Below are 23178 nucleotides of genomic sequence, written 5' to 3' on the forward strand. Positions count from 1 at the left end.
CATGCTGTTTTCCGGCAAGGGCAAGCACCGTCGTCCGTCCAAGGCCACCCGCGCCGCCGCGCTCGCCGGCGTCACCGGTGTCGCCATCGCCGCCCCGCTGATGGCGGCCGGCAGCGCCTCCGCCGCCACCGCCTCCGAGTGGGACGCCGTGGCCCAGTGCGAGTCCGGCGGCAACTGGTCCATCAACACCGGCAACGGCTACTACGGCGGCCTGCAGTTCTCCGCCTCCACCTGGGCCGCGTACGGCGGCACGCAGTACGCCGCGCAGGCCAACCAGGCCAGCAAGTCCCAGCAGATCGCCGTGGCCGAGAAGGTCCTCGCCTCCCAGGGCAAGGGTGCCTGGCCGGTCTGCGGCAAGGGGCTGTCCAGCGCCGGCTACAGCGGCGGCTCGTCCTCCTCCAGCTCGAACTCCAGCTCCTCGAACTCGGGCACCAGCACGCGCTCGACCGACGAGCAGAGCGCCTCCCGCTCGAACGACCGCCCGGCGGCCAAGAAGACCGTCACCACCCCGACCGGCAAGAAGGTCAAGAAGGGCGATGGCGAGTACAAGGTCGTCAAGGGTGACACCCTCAGCTCGATCGCCGAGAAGCACAAGGTCAAGGGCGGCTGGCAGAAGCTGTTCGAGCTGAACAAGGACATCATCGACGACGCCGACTTCATCTTCCCGGGTCAGCAGCTGCACCTGAAGTAAGAGACCTGGCTGAACCACAGGGCCCTCACAGCCGTGTCCTCCAGGATGAAGGCCTCGTGAGGGTCACCCCCCGTCCCCCACGGGCTCCCCGCTCCGGTGCGTGTTCCCCCGTACGCACCGGGGCGGGGTTTTTTCATGCCCCGGCGCCGACCGGTCTTTGTTCAGTTCAGAAACAATTTACTCTCGGTTCTGTCCAGGGGGCGGTCCACACGGTGGCCGATCCCCCGGAGCCGGTTAGGCTCGGACTCGCAGAACCCACCGCGGTCCCGGCGGACCGTGTCACATCCCAAGAAGGAGATGCTCGTGCCGTCCATCGACGTCGTCGTAGCCCGGGAAATCCTGGACTCCCGAGGCAACCCCACGGTCGAGGTCGAGGTCGGCCTCGACGACGGCAGCACCGGTCGTGCCGCCGTCCCCTCCGGCGCCTCCACGGGCGCCTTCGAGGCCATCGAGCTGCGCGACGGTGACCCGAACCGCTACCAGGGCAAGGGTGTCGAGAAGGCGGTCCTCGCCGTCATCGAGCAGATCGGCCCGGAGCTCGTCGGCTACGACGCCACCGAGCAGCGCCTGATCGACCAGGCGATGTTCGACCTGGACGCCACCGACAACAAGGGCTCGCTCGGCGCCAACGCCATCCTCGGCGTCTCCCTGGCCGTCGCCCACGCCGCCTCCGAGGCCAGCGACCTCCCGCTCTTCCGCTACCTGGGCGGCCCGAACGCGCACCTGCTGCCGGTGCCGATGATGAACATCCTGAACGGCGGCTCGCACGCCGACTCCAACGTGGACATCCAGGAGTTCATGATCGCCCCGATCGGCGCGGAGTCCTTCTCCGAGGCGCTGCGCTGGGGCACCGAGGTCTACCACACCCTCAAGAAGGTCCTGAAGAGCAAGGGCCTGTCCACCGGCCTCGGCGACGAGGGCGGCTTCGCGCCGAACCTCGAGTCCAACCGCGCCGCCCTGGACCTCATCCTCGAGGCGATCAAGGAAGCCGGTTACATCCCCGGCGAGCAGGTCGCCCTGGCGCTCGACGTCGCCGCCTCCGAGTTCTACAAGGACGGCAAGTACCAGTTCGAGGGCAAGGACCGCTCGGCCGCCGAGATGACGGAGTACTACGAGGAGCTCGTGGCGGCCTACCCGCTCGTCTCCATCGAGGACCCGCTGTTCGAGGACGACTGGGCCGGCTGGAAGGTCCTCACCGACAAGCTCGGCGACAAGGTCCAGATCGTCGGCGACGACCTGTTCGTCACCAACCCGGAGCGCCTGGCCCGCGGCATCGAGGACGGCGCCGCCAACGCGCTGCTCGTCAAGGTGAACCAGATCGGCTCGCTCACCGAGACCCTCGACGCCGTCGAGCTCGCCCAGCGCAGCGGCTTCAAGTGCATGATGTCCCACCGCTCGGGCGAGACCGAGGACGTCACCATCGCCGACCTGGCCGTCGCCACCAACTGCGGCCAGATCAAGACCGGCGCCCCGGCCCGTTCCGAGCGCGTCGCCAAGTACAACCAGCTGCTGCGCATCGAGGAGATCCTCGACGACGCCGCGGTGTACGCCGGCCGCAGCGCCTTCCCGCGCTTCAAGGGCTGACACACCGGCTGGCCCTTCCGGGGTCAAGCCTTAGCCAGTCGTACGTACGTCCCCGTACCGGTCCCGTACCGTGTGCGGGGACGTACGCACGTAGAAGGGGAGGCGGAGAGCCGATGGCCGTGAAGGACCGGGACCGTTTCTCCACCACGACCAGGATCAGGCTGCTCGGCGAGCAGACCGCGGCCCGTGTCTACCGGTCCCAGACCAGACGGCAGGCCCGCCGCTCCCGGCTGACCGGCCGGGCCGCGCTGCTCGCCCTCGTGCTGTGCACGCTGGTGGTGGCGCTGGCGTACCCGATAAGGCAGTACGTCTCCCAGCGCGCCGAGATCGCCGATCTCCAGCGGGAGAAGGCGCGGGCCGCCGAGCGGGTCGAGAAGCTGCGCGACCTCAAGGCGCGCTGGCAGGACGACGCGTACGCGGAGCAGCAGATCCGGCAGCGGCTGCACTATGTGATGCCGGGGGAGACGGGGTTCATCGTCGTCGACCCGGACGCGGCGAAGCAGTCCCGCAGCGACCTGAGCGCGGCCGACCGCCCCTGGTACGCGAACGTCTGGGACGGGGTCGACAAGTCCGACGCCTCCGACCAGTGAGACGACCGCAAGACCTGAAGACCTGAAGACCTGAAGACCTCAAGACCTGAAGACCGATAGAAAGACAGGCATGGAAACGCCCCCGCCCTCCACCCCGCGCACCGAGCCCACCGACGCCGACGTCGAGGCCTTCAAGCAGCAGCTCGGGCGGCCGCCGCGCGGACTGCGCGCGATCGCGCACCGCTGCCCCTGCGGACAGCCGGACGTGGTGGAGACGGCCCCTCGCCTCCCCGACGGCACGCCCTTCCCGACGACGTACTACCTGACGTGCCCGCGCGCCGCCTCGGCGATCGGCACGCTGGAGGCGAACGGCGTCATGAAGGAGATGACGGAGCGGCTCCAGACCGACCCGGAGCTCGCGAAGGCGTACCGGGCCGCGCACGAGGACTACCTCGCCCGCCGTGACGCCATCGAGGTCCTGGAGGGCTTCCCGAGCGCGGGTGGCATGCCGGACCGGGTGAAGTGCCTGCACGTCCTGGTGGGGCACTCGCTGGCCGCGGGCCCGGGCGTCAACCCGCTGGGCGACGAGGCGATCGCGATGCTGCCGGAGTGGTGGCGCAAGGGCGCGTGCGTGACCCTCACCGAGCAGCGGGAGGACGCCAAGTGACCCGGGTCGCCGCCATCGACTGCGGTACGAACTCCATCCGGCTCCTCGTCGCGGACTGCGACCCGGAGACCGGTGAACTGGTCGATCTGGACCGTCGTATGACGATCGTGCGGCTGGGCCAGGGGGTCGACCGGACCGGGCGGCTCGCTCCCGAGGCGCTGGAGCGGACCTTCGCCGCGTGCCGTGAGTACGCGGCGGTGGTCAAGGAGCACGGGGCCGAGCGGCTGCGGTTCGTCGCCACCTCCGCCTCCCGGGACGCGGAGAACCGGGACGAGTTCGTGCGCGGGGTCCTCGACATCCTCGGGGTCGAGCCCGAGGTGATCTCCGGGGACCAGGAGGCCGAGTTCTCCTTCACGGGGGCGACCAGGGAGCTCAAGGGCAGCGACCACCTGGACAGGCCCTACCTCGTGGTGGACATCGGCGGCGGGTCGACGGAGTTCGTCGTAGGCGACGACCATGTGCGCGCCGCACGGTCCGTGGACATCGGCTGTGTGCGGATGACCGAGCGGCACCTGGTGCGGGACGGCGCGGTCAGCGACCCGCCCACCGAGGCGCAGATCACCGCCATGCGGGCCGACATCGAGGCCGCTCTCGACCTCGCCGAGGAGACCGTGCCGCTGCGCGAGGCGCGCACGCTGGTGGGGCTCGCGGGGTCCGTGACCACCGTGTCGGCGATCGCGCAGGAGTTGCCGGAGTACGACTCCGAGGCCATCCACCACTCCCGGGTCTCCCGCGATCGCGTCCGGGAGATCACCGAGTGGTTGCTGCGTTCCACCCACGCCGAGCGCGCGGCGGTGCCCTCCATGCACCCGGGGCGCGTGGACGTCATCGGCGCCGGGGCTCTCGTACTCCTCACGATCATGGAGCGGATCGGCGCCGAGGAGGTCGTCGTGAGCGAGCACGACATCCTCGACGGCATCGCGTGGTCGGTCGCGTAGCCCTCGGCGGGCACCTCTGCTGAGCAGGGAGAACAACGTATGAGCGCGTCAGAGGGGCCCTTAGGGGCCCCTCTTCTGCGTGCCGACCGGAAAGTTCGTGAAGTTCTTCACAAGGAATTGGGCCCTGTCGGACGACGAATGTGGTCCGGTTGACCCTTCCGGGGGCCCAACACCCCTGTGAACACGTTCAAAACGGTGGGTTGCGGACCTCGGGTGAGAGGTGCGCAAGGGGTCTGCGAGACCCCCTCACGGGGCCTCTTCCGGCACGGAGAGGCAGCTCACGCGGCATTGACAACGGGTCGCCCCATACGGTGGTTCCCGTCCCGCGCCATGACCTGGGTCACGTGAGCGGCGGAGGATAACACACCCTCTGCAAGAGCTTGTGAAGGGGCGCACGAGCGACCCCCCTGAGGCGGGTGGATACTCGATGGCATGAGCACCACGGAGCGTCCCAGGATCCTCGTAGTAGGCGGTGGGTACGTAGGCCTGTACGCAGCTCGGCGCATTCTCAAGAAGATGCGCTACGGCGAGGCGACCGTCACGGTCGTCGACCCCCGGTCGTACATGACCTACCAGCCCTTCCTCCCCGAAACCGCCGCCGGCAACATCTCCCCGCGCCACGTCGTCGTCCCGCTGCGACGCGTGCTGCCGAAGGCGGAGGTTCTCACCGGCCGGGTCACCACCATCGACCAGGACCGCAAGGTCGCCACGATCGCCCCGCTCGTGGGCGAGGCGTACGAGCTGCCTTTCGACTACCTGGTGATCGCGCTCGGCGCGGTCTCCCGCACCTTCCCGATCCCCGGCCTCGCCGAGCAGGGCATCGGCATGAAGGGCATCGAGGAGGCCATCGGCCTGCGCAACCACGTGCTTGAGCAGCTCGACAAGGCCGACTCCACGACCGACGAGGAGATCCGCCGCAAGGCGCTCACCTTCGTCTTCATCGGCGGTGGCTTCGCGGGTGCGGAGACCGTCGGCGAGGTCGAGGACATGGCCCGCGACGCGGCCAAGTACTACACCAACGTCTCGCGCGAGGACATGCGGTTCATCCTCGTCGACGCCGCCGACAAGATCCTCCCCGAGGTCGGCCCCAAGCTCGGCCAGTACGGCAAGGAGCACCTGGAGAGCCGGGGCGTGGAGATCTACCTCTCCACCTCGATGGACTCCTGCGTCGACGGCCACGTGGTCCTCAAGAACGGCCTGGAGGTCGACTCCAGCACCATCGTGTGGACCGCCGGCGTCAAGCCCAACCCGGTCCTCGCCCGCTACGGCCTCCCGCTGGGCCCGCGCGGCCACGTCGACACCGCCCCGACCCTCCAGGTCCAGGGCACCGACTACATCTGGGCCGCCGGCGACAACGCCCAGGTCCCGGACGTCGCCGCCCGCAAGGCCGGCGTCGAGAACGCCTGGTGCCCGCCGAACGCCCAGCACGCGCTGCGCCAGGCCAAGGTCCTCGGCGACAACGTGATCTCCGGCATGCGGGGCTTCCCGCAGAAGGAGTACAGCCACTCCAACAAGGGTGCCGTCGCGGGTCTCGGCCTGCACAAGGGCGTGGCGATGATCGTCATGGGCAAGATGAAGATCAAGCTCAAGGGCCGTCTCGCCTGGTACATGCACCGCGGCTACCACGGTCTGGCCATGCCGACCTGGAACCGCAAGATCCGTGTCTTCGCGGACTGGACCCTCGGCATGTTCCTCAAGCGCGAGGTCGTCTCCCTCGGCGCCATGGAGAACCCGCGCGAGGAGTTCTACGAGGCCGCGCGCCCCGTGCCGGCCGCCGAGCCGAAGAAGACCGAGGCGAAGGCCTCCTGACCGGTACCGGTCGCCGAACGAACCGAAAGGCCCCCTGCCATCCGTGGTGCAGGGGGTCTTTCGGTGCTTTCGGGATTGACCATGACCGTGGCGTTGTTTACCGAGGTGGACAATTCCGGGATCCTCGTCACGGAGGTGTGCGCCATGGCAGATGCCGCACTGCGGCTCAGGAACCTCTTCGAACAGTTGCTGGGAGTGCCGCTACCGGTGCGGATCCGCGCCTGGGACGGCTCGGAGGCCGGGCCGCCCGAGGCGCCCGCGCTGGTCGTGCGCAACCGGCGGGCCGTGCGCAGGCTCCTGTTCAAGCCGGGCGAGCTGGGGCTGGCCCGCGCCTGGGTCGCCGGTGACGTGGACGTCGACGGCGACCTCTACACCGCCCTCAACCTGATCTCCGGGCTCGTCTGGGAGCGCGGGGAGGACGCCAGGACCCTCCTCCAGGCCCTGCGCGAACCCGAGGTGCGCTCCGCCGTACGCGGACTCGTCGCCCTCGCCGGGCCACCGCTGCCCCCCGCCCCGCCGCCGGAGGAGACCCGCCGGGCCCGCGGCCACCTGCACACCAGACGCAGCGACAGACGGGCCGTCAGCCACCACTACGACGTCGGCAACGGCTTCTACGAGATCGTCCTCGGCCCGTCGATGGTGTACTCGTGCGCCTACTGGCAGGCCCCCGAACCCGAGGGCACCCTGGAGCACGCCCAGCGCGACAAGCTGGACCTCGTCTGCCGCAAGCTCGGCCTGACAGCCGGGCAGCGACTCCTCGACGTCGGCTGCGGCTGGGGTTCGATGGCCATCCACGCCGCCCGCGAGTACGGCGTGAGCGTCGTCGGCATCACCCTCTCCCAGGAGCAGGCGGCCTACGCCCGCAAGCGCGTCGCCGACGAGGGGCTCACCGACCGCGTCGAGATCCGGGTGCAGGACTACCGGGACGTCACCGACGGACCGTACGACGCCGTCTCCTCCATCGGGATGGCCGAACACGTCGGCGCGGAACGGTACCTGGAGTACGCCGAGGACCTGCTGAGGCTGCTGAAGCCCGGCGGGCGGCTGCTGAACCACCAGATCGCCCGCCGCCCGTGGAGCGACGAATCGGCGTACCACCTCGACGAGTTCATCGACGCCTATGTCTTCCCCGACGGCGAACTCGCCCCGCTCGGCACCACCGTGACCATGCTGGAGCGGGCCGGGTTCGAGGTGCGGGACGTCGAGTCGATCCGCGAGCACTACGCCCACACCCTGCGCCGCTGGGTCACCAACCTGGAGGCCCAGTGGCAGCGCGCGGTCCGGATCGCGGGTCCCGGGCGGGCCCGCGTGTGGCTGCTGTACATGGCCGCCTGCGCCCTCGCCTTCGAACGCAACCGCATCGGCGTCAACCAGGTCCTCGCCGTCAGGACCCCCGAATCCGGCACGTCCGGACTGCCGTTGCGCGCCCGCACCTGGAACTGACCGTTGAAAGGGGCCCGTTGCTCGCAACGGGCCCCAATTGCCTTACCGGCTCTCTTCCCTACTCGGCCTTGATCGCCGCCAGCATGTTCATGCGGGCCGCCCGGCGGGCCGGCCACAGCGCGGCGAGGATGCCGACCGTCGCCGCCAGGAGCAGGAACACCGCCATCCGCGCCCAGGGCAGGACGAGTTCGTACGTCGCCATCTTCGTGCCGAGCAGCTCACCGGCCGCCCAGCCGAAGAAGACGCCCAGGCCGATGCCGAGGACCCCGCCGAACAGGGAGATGACCAGGGACTCCAGACGGACCATCCGCTTGATGCCCTTGCGGTCCAGGCCGATCGCGCGGAGCATGCCGATCTCCTGGGAGCGTTCGAAGACCGACATGGCCAGGGTGTTGATGACCCCGAGGACCGCGACGATCACCGCCATGGCCAGCAGGCCGTAGAGCATGTTCAGCATCAGGGTGAACATCTGCGCGATGGACTCGGAGAGGTCCTTCTTGTCCTGGACCTTGATGGCCGGGTTGGTGCCGAGGGCCTTCTCCAGCCTGTCCTTGGTGGCGTCCGAGGCCCCGCCGGACGTCTTCAGCATGACCTGCATGTCGGACAGGTCGGTCAGGTGCGGGGAGAGCGTCGCGGTGTCCAGCATGATGCCGCTGATCAGCTCGTTGCCCTCGTAGACCCCGGCGACCGTGAGCTTCTGCGCCTTGCCGTCCTCGTAGTGGACGGTGAAGGTCGAACCCGCCTTCCAGCCGAAGGACTTGGCCCGGTCCTCGTCCACGACCACCTGGGTGCCGCCGACCTTGAAGGTGCCGTCGTCCAGCGTGAGGTCGGTCAGCTCGCCGATGGCGGAGCCGTTGACGCCGGTCAGGTACTCGGTGTGGCCGTCGATGCGGGAGACCGCGTTGCGCAGCGGGCTGACGGCGGTGACGCCGTCGGTCTTCGCCAGCTTCTTCTCCACGTCGGGCGAGAGCTCGTTGCCGTTCGCCATGGAGACGACGTAGTCCGCCTTGACGGCCGCCGACGCCATCTTGTCGATCGACTTCTGGAGGCTGCCCGCCATCACCGTCATGCCGGTGATGAGGGTGAGGCCGATCATCAGCGCGGAGGCGGTTGCGGCCGTACGGCGCGGGTTGCGCACCGAGTTCTGGCGGGCCAGCTTCCCGGAGATGCCGAAGACGCGCAGGACCGGGGCCGCCGCCGCGATCAGCGGGCGCGACAGCAGCGGGGTGAGGATGAAGACACCGATGATCAGCAGGACCGCGCCCATGCCCATGGGGGCCTGGCCGTCCGAGCCCTCCATCGTCGTGGCCGCCAGGACGACGGCCACACCCGCCCCGCTGAACAGCGCGCCCAGCGTGTTGCGCAGCACCAGCGACTTGGTCGTCGCCTTGGCGTGCACGCTGCTCATCGCCGCGACCGGCGGGATCTTCGCCGCCCGGCGGCCCGGGAGCCAGGCCGCCAGCATGGTGATCAGGACGCCGACCGCGAGGGCCGTGGCGACCGTGCCGGGCGTGACGATCAGCGGGCCGTCGGGGACGGTCGCGTCGAACGTGCCCATGAGGGACCTGAGGCCGGCGCCGATGCCGATGCCGGCCACGAGACCCGTCACGGCGGCGACCAGGCCCACCGCGAACGCCTCGATCAGCACCGACCGGGTGACCTGCCTGCGGGACGCGCCGACCGCCCGCAGCAGGGCCAGCTCCTTGGTGCGCTGGGCGACCAGCATGGTGAAGGTGTTGGCGATGATGAAGGTGCCGACGAACAGCGCGATGCCGGCGAACACCAGCAGGCCCTGCTTGAGACCGCTCATCGAGGACGAGATCATCTCGGCCTGCTCGGCGGCGAGGTCCTTGCCGGTCTCGGTCTCCACCAGGTCCGAGGGGAGCGCCTTGTCCAGCGCGGCCCGCAGCGCGGTCTGGGAGGTGCCGGGAGCCGCCTTCACGTCGATCTCGTCGTACGTCCCCGGCTTGCCGAACAGCTTCTGGGCGGTGGCCGTGTCGAACAGCGCGAGGCTGCCGCCGGCGGCGACATTGCCGTCGTCGGTGGTGAAGATCCCGGTGACGACGGGCTTGAGGACCGGGCCGTCGACCGAGATGCGTACGGTGTCGCCGACCTTGTAGCCGGCCCGCTTCGCGGTCTCCGCGTCGATGGCGACCTGGTTCGCGCCGTGCGGGGCGGTGCCCTCGGCCAGCGGGTAGCGGGGGTCCTTGGCCCCGTAGTAGTTGCCGCCCTGCGACTGGAAGCCGCCGCCGACGAGCTTGCCGTCCTTGTCGGCGATGGCGGTGAAGCCGCTGACGACACCGATGGCGTGCGACGCCCCGGGGACCTCGGCGCTCTGGTCGAGCAGGGCCTGGGTCAGCTCGTGGCGCTTGCCGATCGTGTTGCCCTTGTCCTCGTCCCATTTCGCGGTGACGGCGACGTCGACCTGGTCGAAGCCCTTGGCCGAACTCTTCTGGTAGGCCTCGGAGATGGTGTTCGTGAAGACCAGGGTGCCGGACACGAACGCCACGCCGAGCATCACGGCGAGCACGGTCATGGCCAGTCTGGCCTTGTGCGCGAGTACGTTGCGCAGGGCGGTGCGGAACATCAGGAGGTGCGGCCCTTCGCGTCGAACTGCTTCATGAAGTCGAGGACGTTGTCGGCGGTGGGCTTGTACATCTCGTCGACGATCCGGCCGTCCGCGAGGAAGACCACCCGGTCCGCGTAGGCGGCGGCCACCGGGTCGTGGGTCACCATGACGACCGTCTGCCCGAGCTCCCGTACGGAGTTGCGCAGGAAGCCCAGCACCTCGGCGCCGGAGCGTGAGTCGAGGTTTCCGGTGGGCTCGTCACCGAAGATGATGTCGGGCTTGGACGCGAGGGCCCGGGCGACGGCGACGCGCTGCTGCTGACCGCCGGAGAGCTGCGCGGGGCGGTGGCTGAGCCGGTCCCGTAGGCCGACCATCTGGATGACCGAGTCGAGCCACTGCTTGTCCGGCTTGCGACCCGCGATGTCCATCGGGAGTGTGATGTTCTCCAGGGCCGTCAGGGTCGGCAGCAGGTTGAACGCCTGGAAGATGAAGCCGATCTTGTCCCGCCGCAACTTGGTGAGCTGCTTGTCCTTCAGGGAGCCCAGCTCGGTGTCACCGATGCGGACCGATCCGGAGGAGAAGGTGTCGAGGCCGGCCACGCAGTGCATCAGCGTGGACTTGCCGGAACCGGAGGGGCCCATGATCGCGGTGAACTCGGCCTGCCGGAACTCGACGGTGACCCGGTCCAGGGCGACCACCTGGGTCTCGCCCTGTCCGTAGATCTTCGACAGATCCGTGGCGCGTGCGGCCACGGTGGTGGCCCGGCCGGCGACGGGTGTGGTGGTCACGGGATGGAACTCCTAGCGGGACGATGTCGTTGAAGGACGTCTTCCATCGTGGCGGTCGGACGCCGTCGTGTAGTCAGCCGCAGTTCTGGTTCCGAAGGCAGACTTCGGAGGGACCGGGCGGCCCTGAGTCATACCTGGGGATGACGGCGGCCCCTGATTCGGGGGCGCGCGCGGAGAACAGGTGGAGCGTCCTCGTTCGGGCGGTGAAATTCCGTCATTCCGCATGCGCGGCCGAGTGCCCCGCGTAAGGCTATTGGCAAGTGCGGATGGCCTGTTCCATGGTCTGATGCACCCTCAGACGTCAATAAAATAAGACAACATCGGTCCGCCCGTCCGCTGTTCGGGGGATGTATCCCGATAGGGTCGGAACCTCGACGCGGAGCCCATGGCCTGCCCGGATGGTGGAATGCAGACACGGCGAGCTTAAACCTCGCTGCCCCTTCGCGGGCGTGCCGGTTCAAGTCCGGCTCCGGGCACTTCCCGCCCACGCGATGAGTTCTCACGCGTGGGCCGACGTCCTGTCGTCATCCCTCATAGACGGTCAGTACGGCACCGTCGATCTCGATCCGGCGGCCGGCGCGCAGGCCGTCCCGGCGCAGTGTTCTCAGGCACGTGTGGAACAGCGGCAGCTCGTCCGCGTCCAGGACGGCGGCGGCCAGTTCCACGAGTTCGGTCACTGACTGATCGGTCAGTACCTCGGGCAGCTCGCCGGAGAGCAGAACGACCGATTCTCCGGCGGGCCCGCGGACCACGGCCGTGGCCGGCCCGCCATGCACGAACAACACATTCCCCCCTGGGAGCCCGGGGTCGTGCGGCTCTCGCTCCTCGGGCAGGACGAGAGACTAGCGGGGCGGTGCGGCGCTTTCGGGCACAGTCGAATTCTTTTTTCCGACTCCACGGAAGAGTGAACATCCCCGATCGAGGACCGCCGACACCTGGCTTCCGGACGGTCACTTCCTTGGCCAGGGGTGGGGTGCCTGGGCGGGCTGGGGCTCATGGGTGTCTGCGGGTCGGTGGGGGCTGGGCGCGCAGTTCCCCGCGCCCCTGAAGCGCCTGCCGCGGCCTGCGCGGGTCTGTCGGGGCGGTCCGTCGTGGTGCGGGTGATCGCACCTGCCCAGGGGTGCGGGGAACTGTGCGACCAGCCCCCAGGCACCCGCAGCCGTCCGACGACATCGTCACGGCTCCCGACGGTTACCGCTTCGGAGTGCGGTCCAGCAGGGATTCCACCAGCGCAGCGACATGGCGGCGGTCGTCGGCCGAGAGTTTCTGGACGCTGGCGATCAGGAGGTCGACCTCGGGGTCGGCCTCGGCGTCCTGGCTCGACGGGCTGCCGTACACGTGGATGCCGCAGGCCTCCGCGGCGGCGCGGCGGACGGTGTCCAACGGGAGTTCCAGGCCCTTGGACAGCCCCTCCAGGGTGGTCGACTGGGGCATCCGGACGACGCGGTCGGTGGTCGCCAGGTGGTGGACGGTGGAGCGCGGGACACCACCGCGGCGCGCCACGTCGCCGTAGGACCAGCCCTTGCGGTCCAGGCGCTCACGGATCAACTGCTGGAGTGCGTTGGCCACGGGTGGGTCACTTCCTGCTCGCCGCTCGGCGGAACCGTCCATGTCGGGGCCGATTCTACGGGCGGCCCCGCCCGCCGCCGAAAGGGTGATTCCCCGAACGGGTTGCGCAGTGGCCCCGCGAGGCCCTAGTGTCCAATCTCGTTGGACAGTTCGTCCGACCAAGTTGGACAGAGTCCGGGGGGAACCTGACTCGGTCCGACCGGAAACGCCCATCCCTGAGGGGGAATTGATCATGATGGACGCTCACGAGCTCGAGGCCGAGTCCGCGGAACTGCTGCCCGGCCGGGAGGCCCTCGGCCGTCTGAAGTTCAGCTTCAACAAGACGACCAACGTCACCAAGCACATCGCCAACGTCGAGGCCCACAACTCGTCCATGGCCGTCAACGACCACTCCTTCGCCTCGGCCGCCGCCTCCCAGGCCGGCCAGAGCATCACGGTCACCCAGTAACACCCGCGCACCACCTCGAACCCGATCCACACCACCTGAAAGGACGTCCGTCATGAGCATGGACATGCACGAGCTGGAGACCGAGTCCGCCGAGCTGCTGCCGGGCCGGGAGGCCCTGGGCCGTCTGAAGTTCAGCTTCAACAAGACGACCAACGTCACCAAGCACATCGCCAACATCCAGGCGGACAACCAGTCCGCGGCGCTGAACGACCACTCCTCCTACTCGGTCGCCGAGTCGCAGGCCTCGCAGTCGATCACCGTCAAGCAGTGACGCCGGTGTGACCCGGCCGTCGGGGTGGGCCGCCCGTACCAGCGGTGCGGCCCACCCCGACGGCCATGCCAGGGGGGAAACGGGGAGGACGTGGGGGGAGACCACATATGACAGTGCTCGGAGACGGGCCCCCGACGCTGTACGACCCGGGGCCGGTGCCCGGGCCGGGCGGCTGGCCGGTGACGTACGAGCAGGTGGCGACGGGCAGCCTGCCGGTCGTCGAACCGCGGCTCGTGCCGCGGCTGAGCGCGGGACTGCGACTGCACGGCGAGTACCAGGGGTCGGGCTTCACCGAGCCCAAGTACATCGCCCGTCGGGGGGACGGGCAGGTCGTACAGCTCTCGCGGCTGCTGTACCTGGTGGCGTCGTCCGTCGACGGCGTACGCGACACCGAGTCCATCGCCCACCGGGTGAGCGCGCGGTTCGGCCGCGAGGTCAGCGGCGAGAACATCCGCTTCCTGGTGGAGAAGAAGCTCGAACCGCTCGGGGTCACGGTCCCCGACGGCCAGGAGAGCGACGAGGTCGACGCCCCGCGCTCCGACCTGCTGCTCGCCCTCAAGGGCCACCGGGTCATCTTCGACGAACGGCGCACGGCACGGGTCGCGGGGCTGTTCGCCTGGCTGCACCGGCCGGCCGTGGTCGCGTCCGTGCTGCTCGCGGCCGTCGCCATGGACGTGTGGCTGTTCGGTTTCTTCGGGGCCATCGAGCCGGTCCTGGAGGTGCTCGACCAGCCGCTGCTGATCCTGATCGTCTTCGCCCTGACCGTGGCCTCGCTGGTCTTCCACGAGTTCGGCCACGCCTCCGCGTGCAAGTACGGCGGCGCCCGGCCCGGGTGCATCGGCTGCGGGATCTTCCTGATCTGGCCGTCGATGTACACCGACGTCACCGACGTGTACCGGATCGGACGCGGCGGGCGGATCAGGACCGACCTGGGCGGCGTCTACTTCAACGTGGTCTTCATGCTCGGCATGGCCGGGCTGTACTTCGCCACGGGGGAGCCGTTCTTCCTGGCCGCGGTGTATCTCGGGCACTTCGAGATCCTCGAACAGCTCATGCCGGCGGTACGCCTCGACGGCTACTACATCCTCGGTGACCTCGCCGGCGTCCCGGACCTGTACGGCAAGATCAAACCGATCCTGCTCGGCCTGGTGCCGGGGAAGAAGGGGCGGGCCGCGCGCGAAGAGGTCGCCGGGCTGAAGAAGTCGGCGCGGACCATCGTGGCCGCGTGGGTGCTCACCATGGTGCCGCTGATCATCGGTGAGATGGGCTACGCCCTGTGGAACCTGCCCCGGATCGTCGCCACGATGACCCGGTCCATGGTCGAGCAGTTCTCCGGCACCGGGTCGGCCTTCGCGAACGGCAAGGTCGTCGAGGGGCTCGTCGGGGTGCTGGGCTGTCTGATGCTGCTCATCCCGATGGGCGGTGTCGTCTACCTCACCGTGAAGATCGGGGGGCGGATCTGGCGGGCCGCGAAGCGGGGCACGGCGGGCCGTCCGCGGTTGCGGGTGGCGTTGTGCGCGGTGGTCCTCGCCGGACTGGCGGGACTCGGCTACGCCTGGACGTCCGGCCTGACGCCCCAGCCGCTGCCGAAGAAACCCCCGATCGCGCCGATCCTCCAGCCCGGGGTGTCGACGGAGGAACCGCGGCCCCGGCAGGCCACGACCCCGGACGGCGACGCCTCGACATCGGACAAGGGCACCGCGGACGACCCGGCGGGCACGGGCCCGGGCGCGGTGCCACCCTCGGCGGCGGGCCGCTCCGCGGGCTCGGTCGCGCCCACCCCCGGGTCGTCCACCGGCACCTCGGCGTCCGCGTCGCCGGCGTCGTCCGCGGCGGCACCTGGCCCGGTGAGCGGTGGCACCTCCCGCGGGCCGGCGTCCCCGACGCCGGGCATGTCGACGGCCCCGGAACCGTCCTCCCCGGGTACGGGCCCGACCGCCCCCGTCTCGTCCCCGACCCCGTCGGAAAGCATCCCCCCCTCACCCACGGACACCCCGCCCCCGCCGCCGGCCAGCGGTTCGCCGGGGGCGTCCTGACGGGAGGGCCGGTGTTCCGGGGGCCCGGCCGGGCCGGGCCTCGACAACCGATGCGGGGCGGGGGATCGGTCCACCCCGGTTGGGGAGCGGGGCTGGGGGCTGCCTCAGGGCGGCCGGGCGGCCGGGCGGTCTCCGCCGGAGCCGCCGGTTCGCCGCCGGGCCTCCGGGCGGTGGTTCGTGATCGCGGGCGGCCGTTCGTGTCGCCACCGGTGGTTCGTAGTCGGTGCCGGGGCGGGGCGGTGAACCTTCTCCCGGGTGCGACTGCCCGCCCGGGGGCGGGCGGCGGCCGGGGCCGTGATCCGGGGCGGCAGGACGTCCGTCCTCGGGCGGGCAAGGCCGGCACGGGAGCTCGCCCTTCGCCGAGACGCTCGCGAGCCCCGCTTTCCCCAACACCCGCCCCCCACATCCGTATTCATCCATCCACCCAGGGAGATCCCTTGAGCAGCCACCGAAAACCCCGTACCCCCAGCCCGCTCACCCGGCGTGCCGTCCGAGTGGGGCTGTTCGCCGCCGGTGTCGCCGGTGTGGCGACCGCCGTGCCGGCGCAGGCAGCCACCGGCGGGGCCGCCAAGGTCGCCGTCGCGTCGGACCACGTCTTCAGCCACGCCGACCGTCTCGACCACACCGAGCAGAAGGACTCGTTCACCATCCGGCAGTTCGGGAAGGTGAACGCCGCCTCCGTGCGCAACCAGGCCAACGCCGTCTCGTCGGGCTGCACCGCCGACGACGCGTGCCGTTCGGTCGCGCTGTCGTTCCAGATCGTCACCGTCGCGGGCGAGCACACCCGCCTGAACGCCGTGAACCTCAGCGACGCCACCAACAAGAGCTGCACCGGCTGCCAGACCCTGGCCGGCGCCTATCAGTTCGTGGTCTCCACGCCCACCCCGCTCACCCTCGACTCCGCCCACCGCCGCCAACTCGCCGACATCCACCGCAGGCTGGACGCCCTGACCCGCTCCACGGTCCCCGCGACCGACCTGCGCACCCGGGCCGACGCCCTCGCCGCCGAGGTCAACGCCGTCCTCCAGGACGCCGTGGCCGACGCACCGAAGGGCGACGCGCAGCAGGACGTCACCATGCGCCGCCACCTGGACGGCTGGCCCGGCCGCTGACCCGGCCGGCCCTCCGGCCCGCGGCAGCCGTCCGCGGGCCGGAGGGGCGCGCGGACCGTTGACATCGGCAGACCCTCGGCGCAGACTCACCTCACTCCAGTGAAAAAAACTTCACTATGCGAACACACGCTATTGCGTGCACCGCAGCGAAGGTCTCCGAAGGGAACGCCCGATGCGTACCACCGTCGGCATCATCGGAGCCGGCCCCGCCGGCCTCCTCCTCGCCCGGCTCCTCCACAACGCCGGCATCGACTCGGTCGTCCTGGAGAGCCGCGACCGCGCGTACGTCGAGCACCGCCAGCGCGCCGGGATCCTGGAGCAGGGCACCGTCGACGTGCTGCGCGCGGCCGGTGCCGGAGAGCGCATGGACCGCGAGGGGCTCCCGCACGACGGCATCGAGCTGCGCTACGACAGGAAGCGCCACCGCGTCGACTTCCCCGCCCTGACCGGCGGCCGGTCCGTGACGGTCTACGCCCAGACCGAGGTCTGCAAGGACCTCATCGCCCTCCAGCTGGAGGACGGCGGCCCGCTGCTGTTCGAGGCGGAGGCCCTGGCCGTCGAGGGCGCCGACACCGACACCCCGCGCGTCCGCTTCCGGCACGAGGGCCGCGAGGACGTCCTGGAGTGCGCGTACGTCGTCGGCTGCGACGGCTTCTGGGGGGTGGCGAGGAAGGCGGTCCCCGCCGAGCTGACCCGGGTCTTCGAGCGGACGTACCCCTTCGCCTGGCTGGGCATCCTCGCCGACGTCCCGCCCTCCCACGACGAACTCGTCTACGCCCGCCACGACCGCGGCTTCGCCCTGCTGTCCATGCGCTCCCCGTCCGTCTCCCGCCTCTACCTCCAGGTCCCGGAGGGCACCGACGCCGGGAGCTGGGGCGACGAGGAGATCTGGGACGAGCTGGAGCGCCGCTTCGAGACGGACGACGACTGGAAGCTCGACAGGGGACCGATCACGCAGAAGTCGGTCACGCCCATGCGTTCCTACGTCCACGAGCCCATGCGGTACGGCCGTCTCTTCCTGGCCGGCGACGCGGCCCACATCGTGCCGCCCACCGGCGCCAAGGGCCTGAATCTCGCCGTGGGGGACGTCGTGACCTTCGCGAGGGCGCTGACGCACCAGATGGAGACCGGTTCGGCCGAGCGCCTCGACGCCTACTCCGAGACCTGCCTGCGGCGGGTGTGGCAGGCCGAACGGTTCTCGTACGACATGACGAGCCTGCTGCACCGGTCGCCCGACGCCACTGCCTTCGAGGACCGGATGCAGCTCGCCCGGCTGGAGCGGATCGCCGGGTCGCGGGCCGCCGAGACCGACCTCGCGGAGGGGTACACCGGCTTCCCCTTCGGGTGAGGTCCCTCCGGTGCCGGGAATCACGCGTGCGCGTAGCGTGTTGCGCAGGACATCGAGGGAAGATCCTCCTCAAGCACTAGGGTCATTCCTTTGCCTACCCATTACTCTTGAGGCAAGGTCCACACACGGTGGCCATGGAGGAGTGAAATGAGGAGCAGCAACCCGGTCTTCTCGCGACGGGGGTTCAGCCGCGACAACGGCTACGCGGGCTTCAACACCGCGCCGCAGGCCGGGGGCGCAGCCGTAGGCACGCAGGGCAACCCCTACGCGCAGCCGCAGGGCAACCCGTACGCGACCAACCCGTATGCCCAGCAGGACCTGCAGGGCGCGCCGCCGCAGGCCCCGGTGACCACCGGCCGGATGACGATGGACGACGTCGTCATGCGCACCGGCACCACGCTCGGCATCCTGATCGTCACGGCCGCGCTCGCCTGGGCGCTGCTGCCCGTCGACGACGCCAACATCGGCCGCTCGTACGGCATCGGCATCGGCGCCGCGGTCATCGGCATGGTCCTGGCGCTCGTGCAGTCCTTCAAGCGCACGGCCTCGCCCGCGCTGATCGTGTCGTACGCCGCGTTCGAGGGCGTCTTCCTCGGCGTGGTCTCCAGCGTCGTCGACAACCGCATCGCAAGCGGCGCGGCCATGCAGGCCGTGATCGGCACACTGGCGGTCTTCGCCGCGGTGCTGGTGGCGTACAAGGCCGGCTGGATCCGCGTCAACCGGCGGTTCTACGGCTTCGTCATGGCGGCCGCGCTCGGCTTCATGCTGCTGATGGTCGTCAACCTGCTGTTCGCCGCCTTCGGTGGCGGTGACGGCCTCGGCTTCCGCAGCGGCGGCCTCGGCATCCTGTTCGGCATCATCGGCGTCCTGCTGGGCGCGTGCTTCCTCGCCCTCGACTTCAAGCAGGTCGAGGACGGCATCGCCTACGGTGCGCCGAAGGAGGAGGCCTGGCTGGCCGCGTTCGGTCTCACGCTGACGCTGGTGTGGATCTACATGGAGTTCCTGCGGCTCATCGCGATCCTCAACAGCAACGACTAGTCGCACGACGGTCGTACGGCGAGACGAAGGGCCCCCGGTTCCGACCGGGGGCCCTTCGGCATGTGCGCGGCTCAGAAGTACCTGCGCGCGGCCCTCCTCAGGTCGTACTCGTGGATGATCGCCTTGGCGTGGCCGTACGCGAGGTTGTGTTCGTGGCGGAGCCAGCTCACCTTTTCCTCGAAGCGGAAGAGGGCCGGGCCTTCGTCGACGGTGCGGAGCCAGTCGGAGACTTCACGACCGGTGCAGTGGGGGATGCGGGCGAGCAGGTTGCGGTGGGTCTCCTCGGAGAGGACGTGGGACATCGGCGCCTCCGGACGCAAAGGGGATGTAAGCCGGTCCTTCAGGTCACCGTGCCTGAGCGTTCGCCCGTTGGCAACAGTCCCGGTGGGACGCGTACGGTTGCCGGGTGGCTGATACTTCGCGTCTGACCCGGGCTGTGGACCACTTCGCCGACCGTCTGAGGGCCGCGCCGCAGAGCCGGTTGCAGCGGGGCGCGGCCGCCGAGGCGCTGGGACTGGCCCGCGAGTTCGCCCGCCGGACGCAGGTGCTGGAGGAGCCCGGGACCGCGCCGCGCGAGATGCCGGACGCGGGGATGTTCGCCGCCGCCGACCAGATCACCGTGGCCGTACACGACTTGGCCCTCGTCCTGACGGACGAGGGCCAGGTGGACGAAGCGCTGGAACTGGTCGCACAGGCCCAGCAGCGGGCCGGAGTCTGACTCCGGCCGGTTCGCCTACAGGGACGCTATGACCCGGTCGGCCAGGATGTAGACGTTCTCCTCGCCGCAGGCGAACGTCAGCGTGTACGCGCCCGAGACGCCCGAGCCGCCCAGCAGGACCGGGGTCTCGCCCGCGCGCAGGGCCGCCGCGAGGCGTTCGGCCGTCTCGCGGTGCCCCGGGGTCATGCACAGGGTCGTGCCGTCGGCGAAGACGTAGACGTCGAGGGTGCCGAGGGGGCCCGGGCGGACGTCGGCCAGTTCGGTGCCGGACGCGGCCAGTTGCTCCAGGGTGGCCACCGTGCGCTCATGGTCGCCCACGGCCGGTGAGCCGACCGGCACGAAGTCCGGGTGGGAGGGGTGGCGGCGGCGGGCCGCGGCCAGTTCGGGGCTGTCGCCGGCGAACTCGTCCGCGTCGGCCGAGGGCTCCGACACCGGCTCCAGCGGCTCCAGGCCCACGAAATCGGCCTGCCGGGGCAGGAACAGCTCGCTGTCGGGCAGACCGAGCAGCGAGGGCGCGTCGGAGGCGTCACGGGCCTCCTGGGCGGCCCAGAAGGCCCGCGCCTCGGCGAGCTCGCGCTCGCGTTCCTCGGCGAGGGCCTCCGCCACGGCGGCGCGTATCTCGTCGACGTCGGCGGCGGGACGCGCGGCCGGCACGAGGCCCCGTACGGCTGCGGTGTTGTTCCTGGCGAGTTCGGCGTGCAGGGCGGCGACCTGTCGGCGCAGCACCATGAGGGTGCGCAGGACGGCGACGCCCACGGCGCCCGTGGCGGCCGTGGTGACCAGCAAGGCGATCGGCATGGCGCTCACTGACGTACTCCCGGTTCAAAGTCGACCCCCGACTTCCTACATCAGCTTGAAGGGCGGACTATCCAGCTGTCAGTGCGTAACGTCACGAATCGGACAGGACTTTGGGTCCGGGGTTTGGGTCGAGATGGCTCTGAGCTGCGCAGATCCCTGCACGAAGGGAGATAGGTCACATCCTGGGGGAGATTGGATCACAAATCGGCCCAGAACCTTGGAGTTTCACCGGTTCTGGGCCAAAGAGTGACGCTGAGTCCCCGTGCGGACACGGAGAGTTGGAGGGTCAGCTCAGGCGCTCGATGACCATCGCCATGCCCTGGCCGCCGCCCACGCACATGGTCTCCAGACCGAACTGCTTGTCGTGGAACTGGAGGGAGTTGATGAGCGTGCCGGTGATGCGGGCGCCGGTCATGCCGAAGGGGTGGCCGACGGCGATGGCGCCGCCGTTGACGTTCAGCTTCTCCAGCGGGATGTTCAGGTCGCGGTAGGAGGGGATCACCTGGGCGGCGAACGCCTCGTTGATCTCGACCAGGTCGATGTCGTCGATCGTGAGGCCGGCGCGGCGCAGGGCCTGGTTGCTCGCGTCCACCGGGCCGAGGCCCATGATCTCGGGGGACAGGCCCGAGACGCCGGTCGACACGATGCGGGCGAGCGGAGTGAGACCGAGCTCGCGGGCCTTGGTGTCGCTCATGATGACGACCGCGGCGGCACCGTCGTTGAGCGGGCAGCAGTTGCCGGCCGTGACCATGCCGTCGGGGCGGAAGACCGGCTTCAGGCCCTGGACGCCGTCGAGCGTGACGCCGGCGCGGGGGCCGTCGTCCTTGGAGACGACCGTGCCGTCGGGGAGGGTGACCGGGGTGATCTCGCGCTCCCAGAAGCCGTTCTTGATGGCTTCCTCGGCGAGGTTCTGCGAGCGGACGCCGAACTCGTCCATGTCCTGGCGGGTGACGCCCTTGGCGCGGGCCAGGTTCTCGGCGGTCTGGCCCATCGCGATGTACGGGTCGGGGAGCAGGCCGTCCTCGCGCGGGTCGTGCCAGGTCGAGCCCTCGGAGGCGGCCGTGGCGGCGGTGCGGGCCTGGGCCTCGTCGAAGATCGGGTTGGTGGTGTCCGGGAGGCCGTCCGAGCTGCCCTTGGCGTAACGGGAGACCATCTCGACGCCGGCCGAGATGAAGACATCGCCCTCGCCGGCCTTGATGGCGTGCAGGGCCATGCGGCTCGTCTGCAGCGAGGAGGAACAGTAACGGGTGATCGTGCAGCCCGGCAGGTGGTCCATGCCCATCTGCACGGCCACGATGCGGCCCAGGTTGTAGCCCTGCTCGCCGCCGGGCAGACCGCAGCCGAGCATCAGGTCGTCGATGTCGCGCGGGTCCAGCTCGGGGACCTTGGCGAGGGCGGCCTGGATGATCGTGGCGGTGAGGTCGTCGGGGCGCAGGTCCTTGAGGGAGCCCTTGACGGCGCGGCCGATGGGGGAGCGGGCGGTCGAGACGATCACGGCTTCGGGCATCACGGCTCCATTGGCATGCGGGGTGTTCTTCCGGGCGTGGCTGCTTGCGAAGTTACCCGTACGTATGGCCCAGGTCACGAGGGCGACGGTGTGACCTATGTCTAAGCGCTTGCTTTGGCCTCGACCAAGCGGCCGAGCGGCCGAGCCGGTACCGGTCACCCGAGCCGGTACCGGTCACTGGACGCTCGTCGTGCTGGTGGGTGACGGCTCCGTCGGCCGGACCCGCTGCCTGCGCCGGCGCTTGAGCAGTGCCCACGGGCCCCTCGGCCCCGTCGGCATCGCCGCCGCGACCTCCGTGCCCGCCTCCGAGGCGGCCTCCGCCGCGGCCCGGGCCACCGGCAGGAAGCCCTCGCGGCGGGAGACGTCCGGGCGGTCCTCGTCGGCCGGCCACAGACTCAGGGCCGCGCAGACCGTCGGCAGCACCGCCATCGCCGCCGTCGCGTAGCCCTCCGCCGAGGGGTGGTAGTTGTCCGGGCCGAACAGCTCGCGCGGGTTCGCCTCGAACTCCGGGCCCAGCAGGTCGCCCAGCGACACCGTGCGGCCGCCCTGTTCCACCGCGCCGATCGTCTGCGCCGCCGCGAGCTGCCGCGAGGCCCGGCGGGCCAGCCACCGCAGCGGCTGCTGGACCGGCTCGATCGTGCCCAGGTCGGGACAGGTGCCGACCACGACCTCGGCACCGGCCGTGCGCAGCCGCCGTACCGCCGAGGAGAGGTGGCGCACCGACCGCGTGGCCGGCATCCGGTGGGTGACGTCGTTCGCGCCGATCATGATCACGCAGATGTCCGGGACCCGCTCGGGGTCCGCCAGGGTCAGCGCCACCTGACGGTCCAGGTCGTCCGAGGTGGCCCCGGGGAGGGCGACGTTACGGAGTTGCACCGGGCGTTCCGCCACCGCCGCGAGCCCCGACGCCAGCAGCGCGCCCGGTGTCTGGCCCGCCCGGTGCACCCCCTGGCCCGCGGCCGTGGAGTCGCCCAGCATGGTCAGCCGCAGCGGCGGATCGCCCGCGGCGGCGTAGACATGGCCGTACAGTCCCTCGGCCTGCGGGACGTGCGGCGACGTGCCGTTGCCCACCTGCCGTCTGGCCAGCCGGACCTCCGCCAGCAGCAGACCCATGGCCGCCGCGCCGACCAGACCGATCCCGCCGCCGCCGTATGCCGCGCCGGCCGCGATCCGCCTGGCCGTCCTCGCCCTCGACATGCTCGTCATACGTCAACGCCACCTCCGTCGTACCCGCTACACCCACTCCTTGCCCCGCACGGACCGTGGCCCAATCCCAACGGGGAGTGAACGGCCGTCATGGCGCCCGATCAGGCC

Annotated in this window: 22 protein-coding genes and 1 tRNA gene; 15 read left to right on the forward strand and 8 right to left on the reverse strand. The window is 70.3% G+C overall.

Annotated elements, in window-relative coordinates:
• The first annotated feature begins 1 nt into the window (after position 1).
• The 7 genes from ABZ098_RS22045 to ABZ098_RS22075 all read left to right on the forward strand — a co-directional run bounded on the left by ABZ098_RS22045 (position 2) and on the right by ABZ098_RS22075 (position 7662).
• Complete coding sequence (locus tag ABZ098_RS22045) at positions 2-691, forward strand: transglycosylase family protein (protein ID WP_356593590.1); 690 nt, start codon at positions 2-4, stop codon at positions 689-691.
• 297 nt (positions 692-988) lie between these two features.
• Positions 989-2275, forward strand: a complete 1287-nt coding sequence (gene eno / locus ABZ098_RS22050; RefSeq protein ID WP_007382562.1) for a phosphopyruvate hydratase — start codon at positions 989-991, stop codon at positions 2273-2275.
• A 113-nt stretch (positions 2276-2388) separates the two neighbouring features.
• The gene (locus ABZ098_RS22055; RefSeq protein WP_356593592.1) at positions 2389-2865 is read left to right on the forward strand and encodes a septum formation initiator family protein; all 477 of its coding nucleotides are present in this window, start codon (positions 2389-2391) and stop codon (positions 2863-2865) included.
• A gap of 70 nt (positions 2866-2935) precedes the next feature.
• Positions 2936-3472 (forward strand): DUF501 domain-containing protein, encoded by a 537-nt coding sequence (locus ABZ098_RS22060; protein WP_356593594.1) that lies wholly within the window; start codon positions 2936-2938, stop codon positions 3470-3472.
• Positions 3469-4410: a Ppx/GppA phosphatase family protein gene (locus tag ABZ098_RS22065; protein WP_356593596.1), complete on the forward strand. Its 942-nt coding sequence runs from the start codon at positions 3469-3471 to the stop codon at positions 4408-4410. The genes ABZ098_RS22060 and ABZ098_RS22065 overlap by 4 nt, the downstream gene beginning before the upstream one ends.
• 432 nt (positions 4411-4842) lie before the next feature.
• Positions 4843-6219, forward strand: coding sequence for an NAD(P)/FAD-dependent oxidoreductase (locus tag ABZ098_RS22070; protein ID WP_356593598.1), 1377 nt, complete (start codon positions 4843-4845; stop codon positions 6217-6219).
• 144 nt (positions 6220-6363) lie between these two features.
• Positions 6364-7662, forward strand: a complete 1299-nt coding sequence (locus ABZ098_RS22075) for a class I SAM-dependent methyltransferase (protein WP_356593600.1) — start codon at positions 6364-6366, stop codon at positions 7660-7662.
• Positions 7663-7720: 58 nt separating this feature from the next.
• On the opposite strand, the gene ABZ098_RS22080 is transcribed toward ABZ098_RS22075, so the two are convergent.
• Together ABZ098_RS22080 and ABZ098_RS22085 are read right to left on the reverse strand one after the other, a co-directional pair.
• Positions 7721-10249 (reverse strand): FtsX-like permease family protein, encoded by a 2529-nt coding sequence (locus ABZ098_RS22080; RefSeq protein WP_356593602.1) that lies wholly within the window; start codon positions 10247-10249, stop codon positions 7721-7723.
• Positions 10249-11019 (reverse strand): ABC transporter ATP-binding protein, encoded by a 771-nt coding sequence (locus tag ABZ098_RS22085; RefSeq protein ID WP_356593604.1) that lies wholly within the window; start codon positions 11017-11019, stop codon positions 10249-10251. Before ABZ098_RS22085 ends, ABZ098_RS22080 begins: the two co-directional genes overlap by 1 nt.
• A gap of 392 nt (positions 11020-11411) precedes the next feature.
• On the opposite strand from ABZ098_RS22085, the gene ABZ098_RS22090 reads away from it, so the two are divergent.
• Positions 11412-11495, forward strand: a tRNA-Leu gene (locus tag ABZ098_RS22090).
• A 48-nt stretch (positions 11496-11543) separates the two neighbouring features.
• On the opposite strand, the gene ABZ098_RS22095 is transcribed toward ABZ098_RS22090, so the two are convergent.
• Together ABZ098_RS22095 and ABZ098_RS22100 are read right to left on the reverse strand one after the other, a co-directional pair.
• Positions 11544-11804: a hypothetical protein gene (locus tag ABZ098_RS22095; RefSeq protein WP_328782245.1), complete on the reverse strand. Its 261-nt coding sequence runs from the start codon at positions 11802-11804 to the stop codon at positions 11544-11546.
• A gap of 406 nt (positions 11805-12210) precedes the next feature.
• On the reverse strand, positions 12211-12588 hold the full coding sequence (locus ABZ098_RS22100; protein WP_356593605.1) for a transcriptional regulator: 378 nt from the start codon (positions 12586-12588) through the stop codon (positions 12211-12213).
• Positions 12589-12820: 232 nt separating this feature from the next.
• Between ABZ098_RS22100 and ABZ098_RS22105 the strand changes: the two genes are divergently transcribed.
• The 6 genes from ABZ098_RS22105 (at position 12821) to ABZ098_RS22130 (ending at position 18841) form a co-directional block, all read left to right on the forward strand.
• On the forward strand, positions 12821-13036 hold the full coding sequence (locus ABZ098_RS22105; RefSeq protein ID WP_234358534.1) for a hypothetical protein: 216 nt from the start codon (positions 12821-12823) through the stop codon (positions 13034-13036).
• A gap of 52 nt (positions 13037-13088) precedes the next feature.
• Complete coding sequence (locus ABZ098_RS22110; protein ID WP_053848216.1) at positions 13089-13307, forward strand: hypothetical protein; 219 nt, start codon at positions 13089-13091, stop codon at positions 13305-13307.
• 107 nt (positions 13308-13414) lie between these two features.
• The gene (locus ABZ098_RS22115) at positions 13415-15343 is read left to right on the forward strand and encodes a hypothetical protein (RefSeq protein ID WP_356593608.1); all 1929 of its coding nucleotides are present in this window, start codon (positions 13415-13417) and stop codon (positions 15341-15343) included.
• A 437-nt stretch (positions 15344-15780) separates the two neighbouring features.
• A complete protein-coding gene (locus tag ABZ098_RS22120) occupies positions 15781-16455 on the forward strand; it encodes a hypothetical protein (RefSeq protein WP_356593610.1) in 675 nt (224 codons plus the stop codon).
• A gap of 172 nt (positions 16456-16627) precedes the next feature.
• The gene (locus tag ABZ098_RS22125; protein WP_356593612.1) at positions 16628-17803 is read left to right on the forward strand and encodes a 4-hydroxybenzoate 3-monooxygenase; all 1176 of its coding nucleotides are present in this window, start codon (positions 16628-16630) and stop codon (positions 17801-17803) included.
• Between the two features lie 147 nt (positions 17804-17950).
• Positions 17951-18841 (forward strand): Bax inhibitor-1/YccA family protein, encoded by an 891-nt coding sequence (locus ABZ098_RS22130; RefSeq protein ID WP_356593614.1) that lies wholly within the window; start codon positions 17951-17953, stop codon positions 18839-18841.
• A 71-nt stretch (positions 18842-18912) separates the two neighbouring features.
• On the opposite strand, the gene ABZ098_RS22135 is transcribed toward ABZ098_RS22130, so the two are convergent.
• Positions 18913-19143: a DUF4287 domain-containing protein gene (locus ABZ098_RS22135; RefSeq protein ID WP_007382546.1), complete on the reverse strand. Its 231-nt coding sequence runs from the start codon at positions 19141-19143 to the stop codon at positions 18913-18915.
• A gap of 104 nt (positions 19144-19247) precedes the next feature.
• On the opposite strand from ABZ098_RS22135, the gene ABZ098_RS22140 reads away from it, so the two are divergent.
• Positions 19248-19559: a hypothetical protein gene (locus ABZ098_RS22140; RefSeq protein ID WP_356593616.1), complete on the forward strand. Its 312-nt coding sequence runs from the start codon at positions 19248-19250 to the stop codon at positions 19557-19559.
• A 15-nt stretch (positions 19560-19574) separates the two neighbouring features.
• Here ABZ098_RS22140 and ABZ098_RS22145 read toward each other — a convergent pair whose 3' ends face one another.
• The 3 genes from ABZ098_RS22145 to ABZ098_RS22155 all read right to left on the reverse strand — a co-directional run bounded on the left by ABZ098_RS22145 (position 19575) and on the right by ABZ098_RS22155 (position 23070).
• Entirely contained in the window at positions 19575-20357 is a 783-nt protein-coding gene (locus ABZ098_RS22145; RefSeq protein ID WP_356593791.1) for a hypothetical protein, read from the reverse strand.
• A gap of 286 nt (positions 20358-20643) precedes the next feature.
• Positions 20644-21864, reverse strand: a complete 1221-nt coding sequence (locus ABZ098_RS22150) for an acetyl-CoA C-acetyltransferase (protein ID WP_356593618.1) — start codon at positions 21862-21864, stop codon at positions 20644-20646.
• 174 nt (positions 21865-22038) lie between these two features.
• Positions 22039-23070, reverse strand: coding sequence for an SGNH/GDSL hydrolase family protein (locus ABZ098_RS22155; RefSeq protein ID WP_356593620.1), 1032 nt, complete (start codon positions 23068-23070; stop codon positions 22039-22041).
• Between the last annotated feature and the right edge of the window lie 108 nt (positions 23071-23178).

The sequence above is a fragment of the Streptomyces sp. NPDC006335 genome, assembly GCF_040612795.1.
Classification (GTDB): Bacteria; Actinomycetota; Actinomycetes; order Streptomycetales; family Streptomycetaceae; genus Streptomyces.

Bases quoted from the DNA above. Each gene is read 5' to 3' on its own strand.
- ABZ098_RS22045 (WP_356593590.1), top strand. From the start codon at position 2: ATGCTGTTTTCCGGCAAGGGCAAGCACCGTCGTCCGTCCAAGGCCACC.
- eno (WP_007382562.1), top strand. From the start codon at position 989: ATGCTCGTGCCGTCCATCGACGTCGTCGTAGCCCGGGAAATCCTGGAC.
- ABZ098_RS22055 (WP_356593592.1), top strand. From the start codon at position 2,389: ATGGCCGTGAAGGACCGGGACCGTTTCTCCACCACGACCAGGATCAGG.
- ABZ098_RS22060 (WP_356593594.1), top strand. From the start codon at position 2,936: ATGGAAACGCCCCCGCCCTCCACCCCGCGCACCGAGCCCACCGACGCC.
- ABZ098_RS22070 (WP_356593598.1), top strand. From the start codon at position 4,843: ATGAGCACCACGGAGCGTCCCAGGATCCTCGTAGTAGGCGGTGGGTAC.
- ABZ098_RS22075 (WP_356593600.1), top strand. From the start codon at position 6,364: ATGGCAGATGCCGCACTGCGGCTCAGGAACCTCTTCGAACAGTTGCTG.
- ABZ098_RS22080 (WP_356593602.1), bottom strand. From the start codon at position 10,249: ATGTTCCGCACCGCCCTGCGCAACGTACTCGCGCACAAGGCCAGACTG.
- ABZ098_RS22105 (WP_234358534.1), top strand. From the start codon at position 12,821: ATGATGGACGCTCACGAGCTCGAGGCCGAGTCCGCGGAACTGCTGCCC.
- ABZ098_RS22110 (WP_053848216.1), top strand. From the start codon at position 13,089: ATGAGCATGGACATGCACGAGCTGGAGACCGAGTCCGCCGAGCTGCTG.
- ABZ098_RS22115 (WP_356593608.1), top strand. From the start codon at position 13,415: ATGACAGTGCTCGGAGACGGGCCCCCGACGCTGTACGACCCGGGGCCG.
- ABZ098_RS22125 (WP_356593612.1), top strand. From the start codon at position 16,628: ATGCGTACCACCGTCGGCATCATCGGAGCCGGCCCCGCCGGCCTCCTC.
- ABZ098_RS22130 (WP_356593614.1), top strand. From the start codon at position 17,951: ATGAGGAGCAGCAACCCGGTCTTCTCGCGACGGGGGTTCAGCCGCGAC.
- ABZ098_RS22135 (WP_007382546.1), bottom strand. From the start codon at position 19,143: ATGTCCCACGTCCTCTCCGAGGAGACCCACCGCAACCTGCTCGCCCGC.
- ABZ098_RS22145 (WP_356593791.1), bottom strand. From the start codon at position 20,357: ATGCCGATCGCCTTGCTGGTCACCACGGCCGCCACGGGCGCCGTGGGC.
- ABZ098_RS22150 (WP_356593618.1), bottom strand. From the start codon at position 21,864: ATGCCCGAAGCCGTGATCGTCTCGACCGCCCGCTCCCCCATCGGCCGC.
- ABZ098_RS22155 (WP_356593620.1), bottom strand. From the start codon at position 23,070: ATGACGAGCATGTCGAGGGCGAGGACGGCCAGGCGGATCGCGGCCGGC.